The organism is Thermogutta hypogea, from assembly GCF_055386265.1.
In genome coordinates this window covers 3074195-3092262 of record NZ_AP042425.1, presented here as the reverse complement: position 1 = coordinate 3092262, position 18068 = coordinate 3074195, and the positions used below count along the sequence as shown (strand labels likewise).

General features: G+C 64.3%; 12 protein-coding genes. 7 read left to right on the top strand and 5 right to left on the bottom strand.

The window, feature by feature from the left end:
* Window positions 1-121 precede the first annotated feature (121 nt).
* Window positions 122-934 (top strand): cytidylate kinase-like family protein, encoded by an 813-nt coding sequence (locus tag ACZ5B4_RS11110; RefSeq protein ID WP_464911299.1) that lies wholly within the window; start codon window positions 122-124, stop codon window positions 932-934.
* On the opposite strand, the gene ACZ5B4_RS11105 is transcribed toward ACZ5B4_RS11110, so the two are convergent.
* Together ACZ5B4_RS11105 and ilvD are read right to left on the bottom strand one after the other, a co-directional pair.
* Complete coding sequence (locus tag ACZ5B4_RS11105) at window positions 918-2900, bottom strand: YjhG/YagF family D-xylonate dehydratase (RefSeq protein WP_464911298.1); 1983 nt, start codon at window positions 2898-2900, stop codon at window positions 918-920. The two genes, ACZ5B4_RS11110 and ACZ5B4_RS11105, sit on opposite strands and share 17 nt — an antisense overlap.
* Window positions 2901-3032: 132 nt before the next feature.
* A complete protein-coding gene (gene ilvD, locus ACZ5B4_RS11100; protein WP_464911297.1) occupies window positions 3033-4865 on the bottom strand; it encodes a dihydroxy-acid dehydratase in 1833 nt (610 codons plus the stop codon).
* 413 nt (window positions 4866-5278) lie between these two features.
* Here ilvD and ACZ5B4_RS11095 point away from each other — a divergent pair, with 413 nt between their 5' ends.
* From ACZ5B4_RS11095 to ACZ5B4_RS11085, 3 genes are all read left to right on the top strand, one after another.
* Window positions 5279-6271: an aldo/keto reductase gene (locus ACZ5B4_RS11095; RefSeq protein ID WP_464911296.1), complete on the top strand. Its 993-nt coding sequence runs from the start codon at window positions 5279-5281 to the stop codon at window positions 6269-6271.
* A 292-nt stretch (window positions 6272-6563) separates the two neighbouring features.
* Window positions 6564-7634 (top strand): sugar phosphate isomerase/epimerase family protein, encoded by a 1071-nt coding sequence (locus ACZ5B4_RS11090; RefSeq protein ID WP_464911295.1) that lies wholly within the window; start codon window positions 6564-6566, stop codon window positions 7632-7634.
* A 79-nt stretch (window positions 7635-7713) separates the two neighbouring features.
* Window positions 7714-8880, top strand: coding sequence for a Gfo/Idh/MocA family protein (locus ACZ5B4_RS11085; RefSeq protein ID WP_464911294.1), 1167 nt, complete (start codon window positions 7714-7716; stop codon window positions 8878-8880).
* A gap of 143 nt (window positions 8881-9023) precedes the next feature.
* Here the strand turns inward: ACZ5B4_RS11085 and ACZ5B4_RS11080 are convergent, their stop codons facing one another.
* Window positions 9024-9758, bottom strand: a complete 735-nt coding sequence (locus tag ACZ5B4_RS11080; RefSeq protein WP_464911293.1) for a PEP-CTERM sorting domain-containing protein — start codon at window positions 9756-9758, stop codon at window positions 9024-9026.
* Window positions 9759-10409: 651 nt separating this feature from the next.
* Window positions 10410-12356: a hypothetical protein gene (locus ACZ5B4_RS11075; protein ID WP_464911292.1), complete on the bottom strand. Its 1947-nt coding sequence runs from the start codon at window positions 12354-12356 to the stop codon at window positions 10410-10412.
* A gap of 365 nt (window positions 12357-12721) precedes the next feature.
* Between ACZ5B4_RS11075 and ACZ5B4_RS11070 the strand changes: the two genes are divergently transcribed.
* Window positions 12722-14155, top strand: a complete 1434-nt coding sequence (locus ACZ5B4_RS11070) for a CAP domain-containing protein (RefSeq protein ID WP_464911291.1) — start codon at window positions 12722-12724, stop codon at window positions 14153-14155.
* Between the two features lie 27 nt (window positions 14156-14182).
* On the opposite strand, the gene ACZ5B4_RS11065 is transcribed toward ACZ5B4_RS11070, so the two are convergent.
* Complete coding sequence (locus ACZ5B4_RS11065) at window positions 14183-15910, bottom strand: hypothetical protein (protein WP_464911290.1); 1728 nt, start codon at window positions 15908-15910, stop codon at window positions 14183-14185.
* Window positions 15911-16213: 303 nt separating this feature from the next.
* Here ACZ5B4_RS11065 and ACZ5B4_RS11060 point away from each other — a divergent pair, with 303 nt between their 5' ends.
* Window positions 16214-16591: a small basic protein gene (locus ACZ5B4_RS11060; protein WP_464911289.1), complete on the top strand. Its 378-nt coding sequence runs from the start codon at window positions 16214-16216 to the stop codon at window positions 16589-16591.
* Window positions 16592-16747: 156 nt separating this feature from the next.
* Window positions 16748-18019, top strand: a complete 1272-nt coding sequence (locus tag ACZ5B4_RS11055) for a nickel-dependent lactate racemase family protein (protein WP_464911288.1) — start codon at window positions 16748-16750, stop codon at window positions 18017-18019.
* Window positions 18020-18068 lie beyond the last annotated feature (49 nt).

The window sequence follows — 18068 nt, the reverse complement described above, 5'->3', positions numbered from 1 at the left end:
AGGGGCGCCTGAGAATCCGGCCTCATCGGCACCGAGCGGCGAAAGGCGGAGGGGGATTCGTCTCCCCTATCACATAGCCTATTGCGACCGTTTTTCTTCTCTTGCCTATGGGAGGGGTGCCATGACGGATTTGCGCGAACCGAGGGTCTCGGCCCAGGCCGAGCGCGAAATGCGACGCTGGGACGTCGCCCAACGAGTGGCGGAGCACCTGCTCCGCGTCGATCGGCCGCATTCGCCCGCGCCCGGCTACAAGGAGCACGTGGTCATTTCTCGGGAGGCGGGCTGCGGGGCGGAGGAGGTGGCCCTGCTGGTCGGTCAGCGATTGGGGTTTCCCGTCATCGACAAGGACGTGCTCAAGCTCATCGCCGAACGTTATTGCGTGGAACATTCCCTGCTTGAGGCCGTCGATGAAACCCGGGGAAACTGGATCCGCGACATGCTGGGGACGTGGTTGGACGCCCACCTCATTCCGACCGACAAGTTCCTGACCTGCCTGGAAAAGGTCATCACGGAGGCGGCCAAACGCGAACATGCGGTCTTCGTGGGACGGGGAATCAATTTTATTCTGCCGGCCGAGAAAAGCCTTTCCGTTCGCTTGGTCGCTTCCGAACGCTTTCGCATTGCCAGGGTCCGCCGCGATCACCAGGTGAGCGAATCCGAAGCGCGACGGCTGATCCGGGAATGGGAGGAGGGACGCCGGGAATTCGTCGCCCGATTCTTCCACCGTGACGTGGCCGATCCCCATTGCTACGACTTGGTGCTGAACATGGAGCGATGGGGCAACGAGGCGGCCGCCGACCTGATTGCAAACGCCTTTCGCCGACGGTTCGGCGAACAAACGGCTCCCCAGCCGCAGGAAGAAACCGGACCGGTTGAAGTGCCCGGGCCGCGCCCCGCGGAAGGCCTCAGCCGGGATGTCAGTCCGACAGCTTAGCCCGGATCTTCTCCAGATCGAACACGCAACCGGACCACGGACCGCCGCTGCATTGCTGGAGGATCGCCCAGAGCCGGGTATCCTCCGGCAAGAGGGGGTCCGGGCGCAAATCGGGATGCGGCGACCGCGCGGCCAGTTTCGCCGCGGCCGTTTCCGGCGACCAAGCCTCGTCGGCGTCGCCCACCACATCGACCGAGCCTTCCAAACGTCGCGTGTCGATCCGGATCCGAATCCGGTCGCCGTCCCGGAGCTTTCCCACCGGCCCGCCGGCCAACGCCTCCGGGGCGATCAATCCGATGCAGGCTCCCGTGCTCACGCCGGAAAAGCGCGCGTCGGTCAGAATCGCGCATTCACGTCCCCATGAGAGGTATCGCAGAGCGGAGGTGAGTTGATAGGTCTCCTCCATACCGGAGCCGAGCGGTCCCCGCCCGATCAGCACGACGATGTCCCCCGGCCGGACGGGGCGATCCCCTTGTCCTTTCACGGCGGCGACCGCCTCCGACTCGCTGGTGAAGACGCGCGCGGGTCCCACTTTGTGGTACACGCCGTGTTCGTCCAACAAGCCGGGATCGATGGCCGTGCTCTTGACCACGGAACCCTCCGGCGCCAGATTGCCCCGCGGAAAACAAGTCGTGGAGGTGATGCCCGCCGCACGGGCCGCATCGGGAGAAAGAATGACATCCTCGGGCTTGACGCCCGCCTCCCGTTCCAATCGCTCTCGTAATCGAGCGCGGCGCGGCGAATTTGCCCACCATTCCAGATTCTCCCCCAGCGTCCTCCCCGTCACGGTTAAGGCGTGGGTCCGCAATAAACCCAGGTCACGTAGGTGCAGCATGACCTCGGGCACGCCTCCGGCCAGATAGACAAACAGCGTGGGGTAGTTGTTGGGACCGTTGGGAAGGACGTCCACCAGCCGGGGCACCCGGCGATTGATCCGCTCCCAGTCGTCGAGAGCGGGACGGCGAATACCTGCGGCGAAAGCCACGGCGGGCAAGTGCAGGATCAAATTCGTCGAGCCGCCGAAGGCCGCATGAACGACCATGGCGTTGTGCAGGGCGTCGTCGGTCACGATGTCCCGGACCGTCAGGCCTCGCTCGGTCAACAACATCACGGCGCGGGCGGTCCGCCGCGCCAATTCCCGCCAAATGCTCTGGCCGGACGGCGACAGTGCGGCGTGCGGGAGCGTCAAGCCGAGGGCCTCCGCCACCACCTGCGAAGTGGCGGCCGTGCCCAAGAATTGACACCCTCCTCCCGGTGAGGCGCACGCATGACATGCCGCCGATCGGGCGGCGTCCAGGGTGATTTCCTGCCTCGCATATCGGGCGCCCAGCGACTGGACGTAAGCCGTGTTCTCCGGTCCGGTCGTGGGAAGCATCACTCCGCCCGGCATGATCGCGCAGGCGTGGTGCGGCAGCCCTGCCAGGGCCATCATCATGGCGGGCAAGCCCTTGTCGCACGAGGCGATGCCGAGCACGCCCTTGGCCCGCGGAATGGAGCGCGCCAAGCGACGAAAGATCACGGCCGCGTCGTTGCGGTAGGGGAGGCTGTCGAACATGCCGGGCGTGCCCTGGGTCCGACCGTCGCAGGGATCCGAGCAGAATCCGGCGTGGGGGATCGCGCCGGCGCGGGAGAACTCCTCGGCGGCCTCGCGGACCGCAGCGTCCAGCTCGAAGTGGCCGGTATGGTATCCCAAGGCGATGGGGCGACCCGAAGGCTCCCTCAACCCGCCCATCGTACTCAGGATCACGTACGGCGGGGCGTCGGTCCGCGCAGGATCCCAGCCCATGCCCGCGTCTTGACTCATCCCGAAAACATGGCCGCTCGGTTCATAGCGCAGCAGCTCGTCGCTCAACGGCAGCGTGCCCTCGGGCCCCGGACCTTGCAGGACCAAATCGTCGGGAACGGCGTCGCCGTCGCGCAGCAAGGAGCGAGAGCGGTCATCGAAATCGGCATGGGAATCGGACATGGAGGTATGCACCCGAGATCGAGGAATGCGCGAAGGGAGCGTCAGAACTCCGCCTCGGTCCGACGGAACCTTACGTCCCAAAAACGATTGTCACGCGAGCCGGATGATGGATGGACGGGCCGCGGGGCGCAATCAGTCCCAACGGAGGACGGCGCCGGTATCGGCGCTCGTGGCCATTCGCGTGTACCTGGCGAGATAGCCCTTGGTGAATCGGGGCGGCGGGGCCTTCCATTCCTTGAGCCGCGCGGCCAGCTCCTCCTCGCTGAGGAGCACGTTGAGCGTTCGCTTGGGGATGTCGATTTCGATCATGTCGCCGGGGCGAAGCAGGGCGATCGGCCCGCCCGCGGCGGCCTCCGGGCTGACGTGGCCGATGCAGGCTCCCGCCGTGCCGCCCGAGAACCGTCCGTCGGTGATCAACGCCACCTTATCGTCCAACTTCATGCCCTTGATGGCCGTGGTGGGGGCGAGCATTTCCTGCATGCCGGGCCCGCCTTTGGGGCCTTCGTAGCGAATCACCACCACGTCCCCGGCCTTGACCTTGCCGTTCACGATCCCCTGATACGCTTCGGTTTCGGACTCGAAGATGACGGCCGGGCCCGTGTGGCGGAGCATCTGCGGCAACACGCCGGCCGTTTTCACGACGGCGCCGCGAGGAGCCAAATTGCCGTACAGAATGGCCAACCCGCCCTCCGGGCTGTAAGCGTTCTCGACCTCGCGGACGCAATCGTACGGATCGAAGCCCAACTCCTCGTCTTTCAGCTCGCGGACGTCGCCGAACGTCCGTTCCACGCTCATGCCGCGGACGTTGCGCTCTCCGCGAGCCGTGACGGCGGCCATGGCCAAGGCCTCTTGCGCGGCGGTCGTGCGGCGAATGTCGTACGCGGCGATATTCTCGCCCAAGGTCTTGCCGGTCACCGTGGCGCAATCGAGGTTCAGCAAACCGGGCCGGCCGCGTTCCAAGGCTCCCAGAATGGTGTGGATTCCGCCGGAATTGTGGACGTCCTCCACGTGGTAGTGACTGCTGGGGGCCACGCGGCAGATGTTCGGCGTGCGGCGGCTCAGCTCGTCGATGCGATGGATGTCGTATTCGATGCCGGCCTCGCGTGCGATGGCCAGCATGTGCAAGACGGTGTTCGTGCTTCCGCCCATCGCCATATCCAGGATCATGGCGTTGTCCACGGACTGCGTGGTGACGATTTCCCGCGGCAGAAGCCCGCGGCCGGGGCCGTGCTTCTCGAAATCCCTCACCATTTGCACGATCCGCTCGGCAGCGCGGCGGAATAGACGCCGTCGCTCGGCGCTGGTGGCCACCAGCGTGCCGTTGCCGGGCAAGGCCATCCCCAAGGCCTCGCATAGGCAGTTCATGCTGTTGGCGGTAAACATTCCCGAGCACGAACCGCAGGTGGGGCAGCCGGCCTTTTCCAGTTCCAGCAATTCCTCCTCGCTGATTTTTCCGTCCTGCCGGGCCGCCGCGCCCACGAATACGTCGATCAGATCGACCTTGCGTCCGTCGGGAAGGCGCCCCGCCTCCATGGGGCCGCCGCTGACGAAGATCGTGGGGATGTTGCAGCGCACGGCGGCCATCAACATGCCGGGCACGATCTTGTCGCAATTCGGGATGCAGATCATGCCGTCGAAGCAATGGGCCTCGAGCATGGTCTCCACGCAGTCCGCGATCAATTCCCGGCTGGGGAGCGAATACTTCATGCCGGTGTGACCCATCGCAATGCCGTCGTCCACGCCGATGGTGTTGAAGACGAAGGGCACCCCGCCCGCCGCGCGGACGCATTCCTTGACGAACTGCCCGACCTCGTTCAGGTGAACATGCCCGGGGATGATGTCCACATAGCTATTGCAGACGGCGATGAACGGCTTGCGAAAATCGTCGTCCTGCACGCCGGTGGCACGTAGCAGGCTGCGATGCGGCGCACGGGCCGCCCCCAGTTTGACTTGATCGGAACGCATGGCGAAAGTCCTGTTTTTGAAGACACGCGAGACCGGGCCGGCGAGGTCCGCAACGGCGGGAACCGGCCGACCTCGAAAACGCCCCCACGAGCGTCCGCGACTCGCCGTTGAGAACGGCTGCAACAACAAGCTTTTTATTGTAGAGCCCCCCGCTGCCAGCGGCCAGAACCCGCTGGACGGCCCGGATCCGGTCGCACGGATCCTGCGTCATGTCGATGTCGCGTTGGCGTGCGAATGAAGCGGAGTCGGGCTTCGCCGCAGCGGAGATCCAAGCGGGGCACGGCCCAGCGGCCGGGGGGATGTCCTCCTCCGCCGGCATCGGACAGAATATGCTTCGGGTATATTCCGCAAGATAATGGATTTGGCATGATCGGACGGGTATCGGGCGCACCAGAAGAAAAAGGGAGGTCCGCGTGAAAGAACGTTTGTTTCCCTCTTTGCAGCGAGCAGTTTCCGAAATCGGCCTGGGAACCTGGCAATTGGGCGGCACGGAGTGGGGCGACGTGCCCGAACAAGAGGCCTTGGATACCCTTGCCGCGGCCGCCGATGCCGGCATCACCTTTCTCGACACCGCCGACATCTACGGCTTGGGACGCAGCGAAAGCCTGATCGGCCGGTTCCTCCGGGGCAGGTCCGATCGCGATCGCTTCTTCGTGGCCACCAAGTTGGGGCGTCACCCCGAGCCGGGTTGGCCCGCCAATTTCACCCGCGACGTCGTCCGCCGGCATACCGAGGACTCGCTTCGCCGGCTGGGCGTGGACGCCTTGGATTTGACGCAAACGCACAGCCTGCCCTTGGAGGCGATGCGCGATACGCCGATTTTCGACGCCCTCCGCGAACTGCGCGAGGAAGGCAAGATCAAGGCCTTCGGCGCCAGCGTGGAAAGCGTCGAGGAGGCGCGTTTTTGCCTCGGCGTGGAAGGCATGGCGTCGCTGCAAATCATCTTCAATATCTTCCGCCAAAAGCCCATCGACGAGCTTTTCGACGAAGCCAAGGCGAAGGGGGTGGCGATCATCGTTCGGCTGCCGTTGGCCAGCGGATTGTTGGCGGGCAAGTTCACCCGCGACACCCGATTCGCCCCCACCGATCATCGCAATTTCAATCGCGACGGCGAGAAATTCAACGTGGGCGAAACGTTCGCCGGATTGCCGTTCGAGAAGGGCCTGGAGCTGGTGGAGCGCATGCGGCCGTGGTTTCCCGCCGGCACGAGCTTGGCTCAGGCGGCCTTGCGATGGTGTTTGGACTTTTCCGCGGTGACGACGGTCATTCCCGGGGCGCGCAGGCCGGATCAGGCTCGGTCCAACGCCGCCGCGAGCGATTTGCCGCCGCTGTCCGGCGAATTGCACAACCGCTTGGGGCGGTTCTACGAACGCGAGGTGGCCTGCCATATTCGGGGCAAATACTGACGGCTTGCGGTGCGGCGGGCGACGGCCTGCCGAACCCGCATCCGGCCGCGGCTTGATTCGGCGGCGCCTGCCGGGTGGCGGGTGGGAAGCGAAGGCGTTGCCGGCAGGATCCGAGGGCTTGTCGCCTCCGACCTTCCGCGCGTAGTGACAACCCCCACGGCGTTTGTTAGGATGTTTGCTTGCCGTGGAGGCAATGCGAGCGCGACCGCGACGACCCGTCGTCGGACGCAGTCGCCGCGAGGATCGTCGTTCGGGTAGCTGTGCGTTCCTGACGAGCGAGGGAGACCGCCGGATGAGTACCGACCATCGCAATAACTATCCGAAGCTTCACAATGCGGCCTGGCCCGGCGTGGTGGGCAAAGGCGACGGCGGAGAGCCGCCCATCGAGCTGGATACCATGCTCGATCTCACGGCGGCCGCCGAGGTGGACGGAGTCAAATTCGACGGCTTCGATCTGTTTCTCTACCTGCCGCACATCGACATCGATTCCACCGTGCAAAGCGACGATGCGATCAAGCAACTCGCGGAGAAGGCCCAGCGGCGGGGCCTGAAGATCGGGACGGTGGTGGCGCCGATCTGGCCTCCCACGGGCGGCGGGTCGGCCATGGGCGACGACTCCGAGCGGGCGCGATTCCTGGATCAGGTCCGCAAGGGCTGCCGCGTGGCTCAGGTCCTGCGCGAATTGGGCGTTCGCCCCCACGGGTGCGTGCGGATCGACTCGGCCTGCGGCGTCCACGATTGGTTGGCCGACCCCGAGGGAAACCAAAGGAAGATCGCCGAGACCTTCCGCCGAGCTTGCGACATCGCCGCCGACCACGGCGAAAAGCTGGCCGCCGAGGGCGAAATCTGCTGGGGAGGCATGCATAGTTGGCGGCGCATGATCCAGCTCCTCGAGTTGGTTGATCGGCCGGATATCTTGGGCTTCCAGGCCGACATGGCCCACACCCTGCTCTACCTGTTGGGCTACAACGCCCCCGAGGACGCCCTCTTGCCGCAGGATTTCGATTGGCACGACGAGGAGCGGTTCTACGCCGCTTACAAGCAATTGACGGACGCCCTCCGCCCGTGGACCATCGATCTGCACATCGCCCAAAACGATTGCACGGTGCACGGGTCGGGATCGCACGACAAGACCGGCCGGCATTGCCTGGCCGCCGATCCCAACGGCAAGCTCGATATCCCTCGCGCCGCCGGTTATTGGCTCCGCGACGAGACCGGGCGAATCACCAAGAAAATGCGGCATATCTGCTGGGACGGCTGCATGTTCCCCAACGCCGTGATGATGGACCCCAAAACCTGGAACGACATCTTGCGGGCGATGATCGCCGTGCGCGACGCGCACGGGTGGTACGAGGCGGAATGACCGCAAGCCGGGCTTTCCGCTCGGCGGACGGATGGGATTCACGGACCTTCGATCAGATTTTCCTCAGGAGGCATACGCCATGGCGAAAGAACTTCGCATCGGTATGTTGGGCTGCGGCTTCATGGGCAAGGCCCATTCCAACGCCTGGTCTCAAGTCGGCCATTTCTTCGATCGGGAGCACAAACCGGTCCTGAAGGCGATTTACGGCCGCAAGGAAGACATGGACAAGCTGGAGCCGTTCGCTCGCCGCTGGGGTTACGAGTCCATCGAAACCGACTGGCGGAAGGTGATCGAACGCGACGACGTGGACCTGATCGACGTCTGCGTTCCCAACCACATGCACCACGACTGCGTGATTGCGGCGGCGGAGGCGGGCAAGATCATCGTCTGCGAAAAGCCGCTGGCGATGAACGCCGCGGAAGCCGAGGAAATGGTGGCGGCCGTGGAAAAGGCGGGCGTGCCCAACATGGTCTCCTTCAACTACCGCCGCGTGCCCGCCATCTCCCTAGCCAAGCAGATCATCGACGAGGGGCGGATCGGCCGGCCCTTCCACTATCGCGCCACCTACAACCAGGACTACACCATTTCCACCAAGGTGCCCCAAGGAGGCTTGGCGCTCTGGCGGCTGGATGCCAAGGTGGCCGGCTCCGGCGTCACCGGCGACTTGCTGGCCCATTCCATCGATACGGCCGAATGGCTCAACGGCCCGATCCAAAAGGTCACCGCCTATACCGAAACCTTCGTCAAGGAACGCGTCCACGCCGAGACCGGCAAGGTCGAAAAGGTCGATATCGACGACGCCTGCATGTTTCTGGCGGTCTTCCAAAACGGGTCGCTGGGGACGTTCGAAAGCACCCGCTATGCCCGCGGCCGAAAAAACTACAACACCCTCGAAGTCAACGGCGAGAACGGAGCCGTCTTCTTCGACCTGGAAGATCCGCATATTTTGCAGTACTTCCGCTACGCCGACCCGGATACCGGCAAGAAGATCGAGGATCACTTGACCGGCTGGCAACGCATCCACGTGACCAACGCCGAGCATCCTTACATGAAGAATTGGTGGGTGCCGGGTTGCACCATCGGTTACGAGCACACGTTTATCAACAGTTTCGCCGACTTCTTGGCGAGCCTGGAAGGCGGGCCGAAATTCCAACCCGACATGCGGTCGGCCCTCCGCACGCAACGCGTGTGCGACGCCGTCCTGCAAAGCGCCAAGCAAGGTCGCTGGGTCGAGATTCCCGCCTGATCGCCCGTCGGGAGCATCCGCCCGGCCGATGGTGCGGTTGAAAAGTCGAAGAGCGGAGGGCCGAACCCGGCTGCTCCGCTCTTTGCCTGTCTTCGCTTACAAGCGACCGCGCGATCGGCTCCCGCCTCGACCGCCGGACAGCGCTAGGCGGTCTTCATGCGTCGCCTGCGGGCGAACCAGACCAGTCCCACGCCGCCCAGCCCCGCGAGCAAGGCCGACGCCGGTTCCGGAATGCACTCTGTCGCCACGTGGAAACGGTCGATGAAGAAATAGCCGTCGCGCGGCACGAAAGGCAGTTGGATGACGATCTCTTCCCAAACGGGGTTCGGACGCAGCTCGAACCAAAGGTTCTGCCGCAACAGGCCGAACTGGTCGATCTGCCGCACGTTACTTGCCCATTCGGCCTGCGGTAAATTACCCTCCGAGTCGCCCACGAAGAACGTCACGGGCACGTTGGAGGACGAAGCGATGAAGTCCCACTCGATCCAGATCCGCTTCAGGGCGGTGACGGTGGGGATGTTGTCCAGGTGAAAGACGATTTGCCCGCTGGTCGGTACGTTGCCCGATCGGTTGTCGATGCCGACCAATCCCTGGTAGGGCAAACCGCTTACCGAGGAGAACCACGTCATGCTCCCGCCGAGGGTGACGAAATCGCTCGCGCGCAACCACGAGTCGGCGGTGCCCTCGTAATGGGCGCCCGGCGTCCCGGCGGGACTGGGACCGCCTGCCGGATCCACGTCGAATTGCCAGTCGATGTTCCGCTGATAGGGAAATCCGCCGGACCACGGTTGGTAATCCTCGGGAGCCCATTCAAAAGGGCTTGCGGCGGCGAATCCCGGCAGCAACAAGAGGACGACGAACCCAAGCGAGCGTTTCATGGCGGCAATCTCCTCTTCAGGGAGAGCGCACGGGGATTTCCCGCACGCAACAGTTAATCGCATTCATCATACCAACGGAAAAGTCGATGTCAACCAAATATCCGGCACCCCTCTATGTGGGATAACCGTACCCCTATAGAGGTTAGGATTTCATCGGTAGTCCCCGGCTGCCTCACGGGCGGAGGCTGACATGCAGATCAGCCACCTGCGCGAGCGCTACCTATGGGGCCCGGCGGTGGAATTGACCTTCAACTGGCTGGTTAACGCTCACCCGGTTCGTTGTCGCTCCCCCGGCTCGCCGGCGCTCGCTACCCTTTCGCAATGGCAGCGGGCGAAGCACAGCGTTCCATCCGTCACGCGGAATCGCAGCCATCCTTTTGTTTGACACCCGCACGGCGGACCTGGTTCAATTGCTGTTGACGGACCACCTGAACACGGTGCGGGGCATCGCCAAGTACGACCCGCAGACGGGGCCACGACCGTGGTCAGCCACCTGGTCTCTGACGCCTTCGGCCGCGTCACGCGGATGCCGAGCCGCCGGCGTGAGCCGGCGGTGGAATCGCCGCGAACACGTGGTGCGTTCGGGGATCGGCGGCGCGGCCGGCACCTCGGGCTTACGCCCGAGGCTCATGCGGACGCCCGCAGCCCCGGTCAGCGTGTTGCGACGGCGTCGCTCGGTACGGTGCGAAGGCTGATCGTCAGCCAGCCGTCGTCCAATTGAATGCTCGCCACGGCGAGGGGGCCGGCCGCCGCCCATGGGCCTTCGAGTGCCATCGGCTCCAGGGCGATTTCCGGGCGGAAGATTTTGCCGAATCGCCGCTCCAACAACCGCCGCAGCGTCTGCTGCCGGACCGACAGCCGATCCTTTTGGGGGTCGAAATTCGGCGGGAAGGCGGTCGGCTCTCCGTCTCGGACGAGGACGAAGTTCCCGTCGCGCTGCTCCACGTGATAGGCCGCCGTGACATCCATACCGGTATACGTGCGGTCCCCTTTCTCGTAGGCCTCCCCGCGGAATTGAACGATCGCCCGGCCGTCGTCGAACTGAACGGTGATGGGTCGGGCCGAAGGGAAACGCACGGCCCAGGGTTCCGAATCTTCCGCCTCCAACTCTGGGGGAAGGTTGCCGAATAGGCGGGTGATGATCTCTCGCAGACGCTCCTCGCGCAAAAACATGCCGCCCAAGGCTCCTTCGGCCATGTTGTTGAAGAACGTCTGGTGCAGCCGCACGGCGATGTCGCCCCCGGGAGACGCGGGCGGGCCGGCCTCCGCCGCCAAGGCGAACGGGCCGCTTCGGCGTGTTTCGACATGCAAGGCCGTCTCATCGGTGCGGAAAACAAGCGTTTCGGGGAATAGATTGCGATCCAGCAGCGGCCGGCGAAACCGCTCGGCGAAGGCCGTCCGCAATTCGTTCAGCCGTTCGTCCGCTTCGCCGTCGATGCGACGGTTGAGCCGAAGTTCCGCCCTGCGCGAGGCCTCCAGCTCGGCAAGCGGCTTCTGCTTGAAAGTTCGTTTCCAGGCGATCTTCTCCACGCAATCGCTGCGGCACGTCACGTCCACGTCCGTGATTTTGGTACGGGTGCGAGCATCCGAGTCAGCGGGCAGGATCTCGACGGCCTCGGCGGAGATGCGGACCGTCTTCCGTGCGGTAAACGGCGTGTCTCCTTGAGAATAGATGCGAGCCGGCCCGTTGTAGCCGACCGTGTCGGCGGTGATCGAGCCGGTCACTTCGATGGCCAGTTCGGCACGGTCCGAGGCCGGCAAGAGACGGAGCGTGCGTCGTCCCACGATGTGGCCGGTGCCGCGAACATCCGTGCCCAGGATGATTTCTCGCACCGGCTCGGTCGTGTCCACGGGCTCGGTGAAGGCTTTGGCCAGGAAGTCGGCCGACACTTCCACATAGAGGTTGGATTGCCCGAATTCCCGCTCCAGCGCGGTCACGACCCGGCGTCCTCGGTCCATGAGATCGAGCCATTCCATGACGGCTTGGACACGGGCGGCGACGGCCGGATCGTGGGACTCTCGATAGGCCTGAAGGAGACCCGGCAACTCGTCGAGGGCTTGGCCCAGCTTTTCCGGCAGCGAGGCGTCGCCCACGGCTCGAGACCGGACGATGAATCGGCGGAGGGCACGGCGGACCTCGACGAAGCAGGCGAGATTCAGGCCCTCGTGACCGGCGGCAAACTTGGCGTGAACGGCTTCCAGCGTTTCCGAGGCGGGCGCGGCGGGCTTCTTGAGTTCGGCGGCCAGCTCATCCAGCCGCAGGTACTTCCGCCAGTTGTCACCCTGTTCCTTGTCGCGGTTGAGACGGAGTTGCAGTCGGTCTAAGGCCTCCATCAGCCGTTGTTTCGCCGCGGACACGTCGTCGGGGCGAATCGGCTCGATCTCTTGGCGTGCCTGGGCTATGGCCTCGGTCAAGCCGTCGGCCACCGCCGGAACCACGGCGGATTCGTCCGCCCCGGCACGGGTACCAAGGGCGCAAATGCCGACCGCCAAGATGCACCAACCGGCCCCGCCAAGAAGGATGTAGCGTCGCTTTCCCGCCCTGCCGGTCACCCTCCGAGGACAGGTGTCCGCCGAATCGAATCGTACCTCCTTCATGAAGCCATCCTCCTGTTTCAGATGAGACTCGACCGCGTGTGCTCCAAATCACCCAGACCTGCCAACCGCTAATCTCCGACGGAGTGGAGGGGGACGGGTAGCGCGAACGGTGCCACCGGTGCCCAGGGTACGGTAGCGATTAGTTTATGCCGGAAGCGTCGGGAGTGAAAGTGCAAAGGCTGGGTTGCCTTTGGCGACATGCTACCAAAGAGGGGGTTTTATTGCGCAAAATTCTCTGTCGTTATATGCTGTGCAGATGTTGAAACTCGCTTATGTTCTGTATTCAATAAAAGCTTCCGCGCCGGGCATGGTTCCCGGTTCCCGGGTTTTGGCAGTTCGAGTTGTTGTTCTGTTTGGAGGAGCGTATGTCGGTTCTTGCCCTTGAACGGTCTCCGTGGCGCGCCGCCGTAACGGCTTGCGTCGTTGGGTCCATATTCCTCGTCGGATCGGTGTCTGCGGACGATCAGTCCGAGAGCGCTTCCCAGGAGGGGCAGGTCGCAGTTACGCCGTCCGCGACCGATTACGTAACAGCCTTTCGCGCCGCGCGGCAGGCGGATAGGCCGCTCGTCGTGTGCTTTCATGCTCCGGGGCAACGAGACTGGTGCGAGGCCGTGACGGCGAAATGGGGCGGCGAATGGGACGGCAAAACTTGGGTCGCGTGGGTCGAAATCGGCCGGACGATTCGCAGCGGGGGAAAGGATATCGTGCTGAGCGACGATCCGGCCTTCGCCCTTCTGGAGGGTAAGCCGGGAGTCGCGGTGGTCGACTTCAGTCTGCCGAAGGATTCTCCCGGTTACGGTCGTGCCCGGCAGGTGTTCCCGCTCCCGGAATCCGGGACCTTGTCGGACGAGCAGCTAGCGGCGATTCGGGCCGCGACGGCGCTGCCCGGCGAATTGCCGCAACCGAATTCCGCCGCGGCGTTGGCCAAGGACGATGCCGCTCCGCCGAAGGTCATGCAAGATGATGCGGTCCGGCCGGCCGCAGCCTTCCGCCCGAGCTTGCCCACCTTGACATGGCTGACCGACTACGCGGCGGCCACACGAGCGGCGAAGGAAGCGAAACGAATGATGCTGGTGTACTTGGCGCCGGAAGGAGGGGACAAGGCCGCCTTGCGCGACCAATTCGAGAAGACGTTGGCCGACCCCGCGGTGGCCGAGTTGCTGACGCCCTTCGTCTTGGCCCGGTTACCCCAGTCGGCCGCCATGAAAGAAGGGGATCGGGAGGTCGCTTTGCTGGATCATCCGTCGTTGCAGGAGATGCAGCACCGGCCGGGGCTGTTCATTGTGGACTACGAGTCGGAGGGCGAAGAGTATTTCGGGACCGTGGTCAGCGTATTTCCGTTCTTGAACGCGCGACCGTATTCCGTCGAGCAGATGAAGGTGATTCTGACCCTGCCCAAGGGGACATTGACGCAGCGGACGATGGTGTATGCGGTGAGCACGCATCCGGAGCATCCCGCCAGCGTGCGTGGCAAGCCCGACCCGTATCTATTCGAGGAGGCGGAGGGCCATTCTCGCTATCAAGCCAGGATTCGCCTTCAGGGGCATCATTTTTGGGAAACACGATTTCATCGTATTCTCGGCCGCATCCCGCCGGGGACCTTGGCGAGCGAGGTCTGCGCCGAGAGTTGGCCCGGGCAGGGGCTGTTGGCGGCCGCCATCGAGTGCGTCCGGAGTTGGCGGCAGTCTTCCGGTCACTGGCGGGCCGTATCTTCGCCGCAAAGGGCGTACGGTTACGACATCAAACGGGGTTCCAACGGCGTGTGGTACGCCACGGGAATCTTCGCCGGTCGCAACTGACGGAGGGACCGCCGTTAGTTTCTGCGGTTACTTGATGCCCGCGGCGCTGCCAGGCTTGGCCGACAGTTCGGCGCCGTCGGCAGTTCCTGCTGCCGGGGGTGGGGCCGGACGGTCGGCGCCCGTTGGTTGCAAGAACGCCAGCCCCGCCACGAAATCCTTGTCCGCTTCTCCGAAGAGGGGAAGATCTTGATCCTCGACCGTGAAGACGGCTACGTAGTTTTTCCCGTCGGGAGCGGTCACGAGATAATAGATCCAGTGAATCGTCAGATCGTTGACCGATCCGGCGGCGTGGACGCGGAACATGCGGTGGCCGCTCGGACTGGTCCGCTCTTCGAAATCGACGATACGGCGGAAGCTCGAGCCGAGCAACTGCTTGACGAGTTCCTGGAATCCCGGCAGGGAGACGTCCTTCGACCCGTCCGCGATCGGTGCGAGGTTGCACTGGGCCAGGCTGCGCAAGGAGTCCACGAAACGAAAGGCCGTCAATTGGTCGGTCTTGCTGACGAGATACCACCGCCGGTCATGGAGCAGTTGCCACCCCGCCGTTTCGTCACGATAGAGCAATCGCTTGTCGTCGTCGAGCGGCGGAAACGTGATTTGCGCGACGGAGTCGAGGGGCAGGAGTTGGGGACGCGGGCGTGCCGACCGCTGGAGCTGCAATCGGGCGACGGCCTCGAATCCGCCGTCCACGGCCCCCGGCTCGCGGTTTTCCCGTACCAACATGGCCAGCCAGGTGATTTTGCGTTGGCTTAAGGGGAATTGATACCGGCCTAAGACCTCCATTTTCGTACTGGCGCCCAAGACCCGCCCACCCAGTTTTCCGGAGAATTCGACCCGGCTGATGCCTCCGGGCAGCATCTCCGTGACCGTGGCGGTGACGTCGGCTTCGGTGACGACCTCGAGACCCAGCAGGGGGGCCAGCAGGTCGGGGGTGAGTTGCCATCGGCTTCCCTTCCCGATGGGCGGCGGCGGCAGTAGGAGATCGATCACGGCGGTGTTGCCGGGGACGTCGAGGAGGTCCAATTCCTCGCGTGTCAAAGGTCCGGCGGGCGCGAAGACCTCAACGCGTCCCTCGGCGATGCTGACCGCGAGGTGCCGGCGTTGCGGGCCGAGTTGCAACTCGGCCTCTTGACCACCGATGTTCAACTTGGCGGAGGCCGCGTCGTACCACCGGACGGCTCGGACCGGTCGCGTCTTACCGTCGCCCGCCTCCAGGATGTCTTCTTCATAGGCGAATCGGGCCTGGACGGTCATCGGGGTAGGCTTTTCCGCCGGGATGCTCGGTTTCAGCGTGCCCGACATCTCCAACTGAGCCTCGATCCAATCGACGGGGTGGTCGATGTCCGCGGGAGCGAGGGGGCGGGGTTGGGGGGTGACCGGCGGCGTCGCGGGGCGCAAGGGAACGGGGGCGCGCGGGCCTGGCTGTAAGGCGGGCGGGGGAACGGCGGGTTTGGGCGCGGTCTGGACGGGGGGGCTTGCCGCGGGGGCAGTCTGCGGCGGCACGACCGGCGTCTGTAGGGGTTTCCCCGGTTCTCGCAGGTTGCGCAAAATCCCCACGGCCGGAAGGGGAGGCGACGTCCGTGCGGCACCGGACGGGGCTTGGCCCGCGCCGGACTCCGTTCCAGCCTGGGTCTGGTCGGAGCCGGTCCCAGACGCGGCAGGTGCGGAATCTTCTGCCCGAACTGCGATGCTGCCGATCGGGGAGTACCCCACCAGCAGCCATACCGTGAGGAAGATCGGCAGGATTCGTGTCACGGTTCCCTCGTGTGGATTGGTTTATTGTGTGAATGCGCCAACCTGACCGCGACGGCCAATACGTCGGTGGCGCGTGCGTTTGACGCAATCGGATTTGGCGCGAACTGTAGTCGGCAACGGCGTCTCGCGTCAAGATGATTTGCCGGGATGGGATTCTCGCAAAGGGACGAATGAACGAAAAGGGACGAATAAAATGGTGCGGCGAGTGCGAAGATCGGCACGGCTCCCGAAAACAGCCCAAGGAGCTTTCCAGCGAGGCCGGGCCTACGGCGGGGGCCGGAGGCGGGGGGGGCGGCATCCTAATTGTCCTTGGATGGGAGATTTGATATACTCAAAAATCTTGCCGTTGCCGAGGGATCAGTGGGTGTCGCGTCGCTGCGGCTTTCTCAAGCGAGCCCTGGAATCGACAATCAAAAACCCGCTCGTTTGGGTGATGGGCATTCCCAGCATAAGGTGTCTGCCATGACCATGGACAAGAGTTTGCGGATCCGCCGCGCCTTGGTGAAAGTGCGCAGTGTGCTCACCCGCGCGGAACGGATCAAACGCCTTCAAGACCTGGACCGCTGGGGCGAGGAAAGCTCGCCGATCGGCCTTCCCAAGGTCCGAGTGCAGAAGATCTCGATGAAGAAGAAAAAGAAGAAAAAGGAAGAAGACACCGCGGAGCAGGGCAAGGGCAAGTAAGTCGGCGGCTCCGTCGCCGGTCATCGCCTGGGATTCGTTTCGCGGCGATGTTCGTGGGCAGGAAGGGCGGTTTCGCGAGGCCGGCCGCCGTCCCCGTTTGCTCTGTCGGCGATCTCTTATTCCGGAGCTTGCCGGATCGCTGCGGGAGGTGTCCGCGTGCGCGTCGTTCTGGATTACGGTCGAACGGGTCTTGCGGTCGACTTGCCGGATCGCAACGTCGTCAAGATCCTGCGTTATCGCCCGGCCGATCCGTTACCAGACCCCGCGGCGGTGATCCGCGACCTGCTGGCATCGCCGATCGGATGTTCGCCCCTCCGCCATTTGGCTGCGGGACGGCGGACCGCCTGCATCGCGGTGTGCGACATCACCCGACCGGTTCCGAACGCGCTCATCTTGCAACAACTCTTGCCGGTCCTGCATGAGGCCGGGATCCGCCGCGAAGACGTGCTGATTCTAGTGGCGACGGGCCTGCACCGACCCAATCTAGGTCCGGAACTGGACGAGATTCTCGGGCCGGAGATCGCCCGAAGCTATCGGGTCGCGAATCACGCGGGCGAACGGGTCGAGGAGCACGCCTATCTGGGCGAAAGCCCGCGCGGCGTGCCGATCTACATCGACCGCCGCTTCGTCGAAGCCGATCTGAAGATCACGCTGGGGCTGATCGAGCCGCACTTTATGGCGGGCTATTCCGGCGGTCGCAAGCTGATCTGTCCCGGTCTGGCGGCTTTGGAGACGGTCCGCGCTTGGCACGCGCCGCGATTCTTGGAGCATCCCAATGCCAGGGCGGGATGCTTGGACGGCAACCCGGTCCACGAGGAGAATACCTGGATCGCGCGCCGAGTGGGCTGCGATTTCATCGTCAACGTGGTGTTGGATGAAAAGCGGCGCGTGATGCATGCCGTGGCCGGCGACATGGAGGCCGCCTTTGCCGCCGGCGTCCGTTTCGTCGAGGGGATGGTTCGGGACACCGTTCCGAAGCCGGTGGATATCGTTGTGACCTCCTCCGCCGGGTATCCCCTGGACGCCACGTTTTATCAATCCGTGAAAGGCATGGTGGCCGCGGAGCCGATCGTCCGGCCGGGCGGAACGGTGATTCTGGCTGCCGAGATTTCTGAAGGCATCGGCAGTCCCGAGTTCCAACGCATCTTCCAAGAAAACGAGTCCTTGGAGCTGTTCCTGGAGCGAATCAGCGGTGACGACTACTTCCGCATGGACCAATGGCAATTGGAAGAGATGGCCAAGGTTCGCCGGAAGGCGGAAATCATGGTCGTAACGCAAGGACTTTCGCCGGATGTGCTGAGCAGGCTGTTCGTGACGCCGAAGCCGAGCGTGGAAGCGGCGGTGGCCGATTGCCTGCGCCGCTACGGCCCCGAGGCAAGCATCGCCGTCATGCCCAAGGGACCGTACTTGATCGCCTCGGTCGAGTGAAAACGCTGTGACTCAACCGTCGAGGCACGAGCCGGACTGCACGCCGGCC

What these genes read in the sequence shown, in the direction of transcription:
- ACZ5B4_RS11085 (WP_464911294.1), top strand. Translation starts at nt 7,714, where the DNA reads ATGGCGAAAGAACTTCGCATCGGTATGTTGGGCTGCGGCTTCATGGGC.
- ACZ5B4_RS11080 (WP_464911293.1), bottom strand. Translation starts at nt 9,758, where the DNA reads ATGAAACGCTCGCTTGGGTTCGTCGTCCTCTTGTTGCTGCCGGGATTC.
- ACZ5B4_RS11105 (WP_464911298.1), bottom strand. Translation starts at nt 2,900, where the DNA reads ATGTCCGATTCCCATGCCGATTTCGATGACCGCTCTCGCTCCTTGCTG.
- ACZ5B4_RS11110 (WP_464911299.1), top strand. Translation starts at nt 122, where the DNA reads ATGACGGATTTGCGCGAACCGAGGGTCTCGGCCCAGGCCGAGCGCGAA.
- ACZ5B4_RS11070 (WP_464911291.1), top strand. Translation starts at nt 12,722, where the DNA reads ATGTCGGTTCTTGCCCTTGAACGGTCTCCGTGGCGCGCCGCCGTAACG.
- ACZ5B4_RS11090 (WP_464911295.1), top strand. Translation starts at nt 6,564, where the DNA reads ATGAGTACCGACCATCGCAATAACTATCCGAAGCTTCACAATGCGGCC.
- ilvD (WP_464911297.1), bottom strand. Translation starts at nt 4,865, where the DNA reads ATGCGTTCCGATCAAGTCAAACTGGGGGCGGCCCGTGCGCCGCATCGC.
- ACZ5B4_RS11075 (WP_464911292.1), bottom strand. Translation starts at nt 12,356, where the DNA reads ATGAAGGAGGTACGATTCGATTCGGCGGACACCTGTCCTCGGAGGGTG.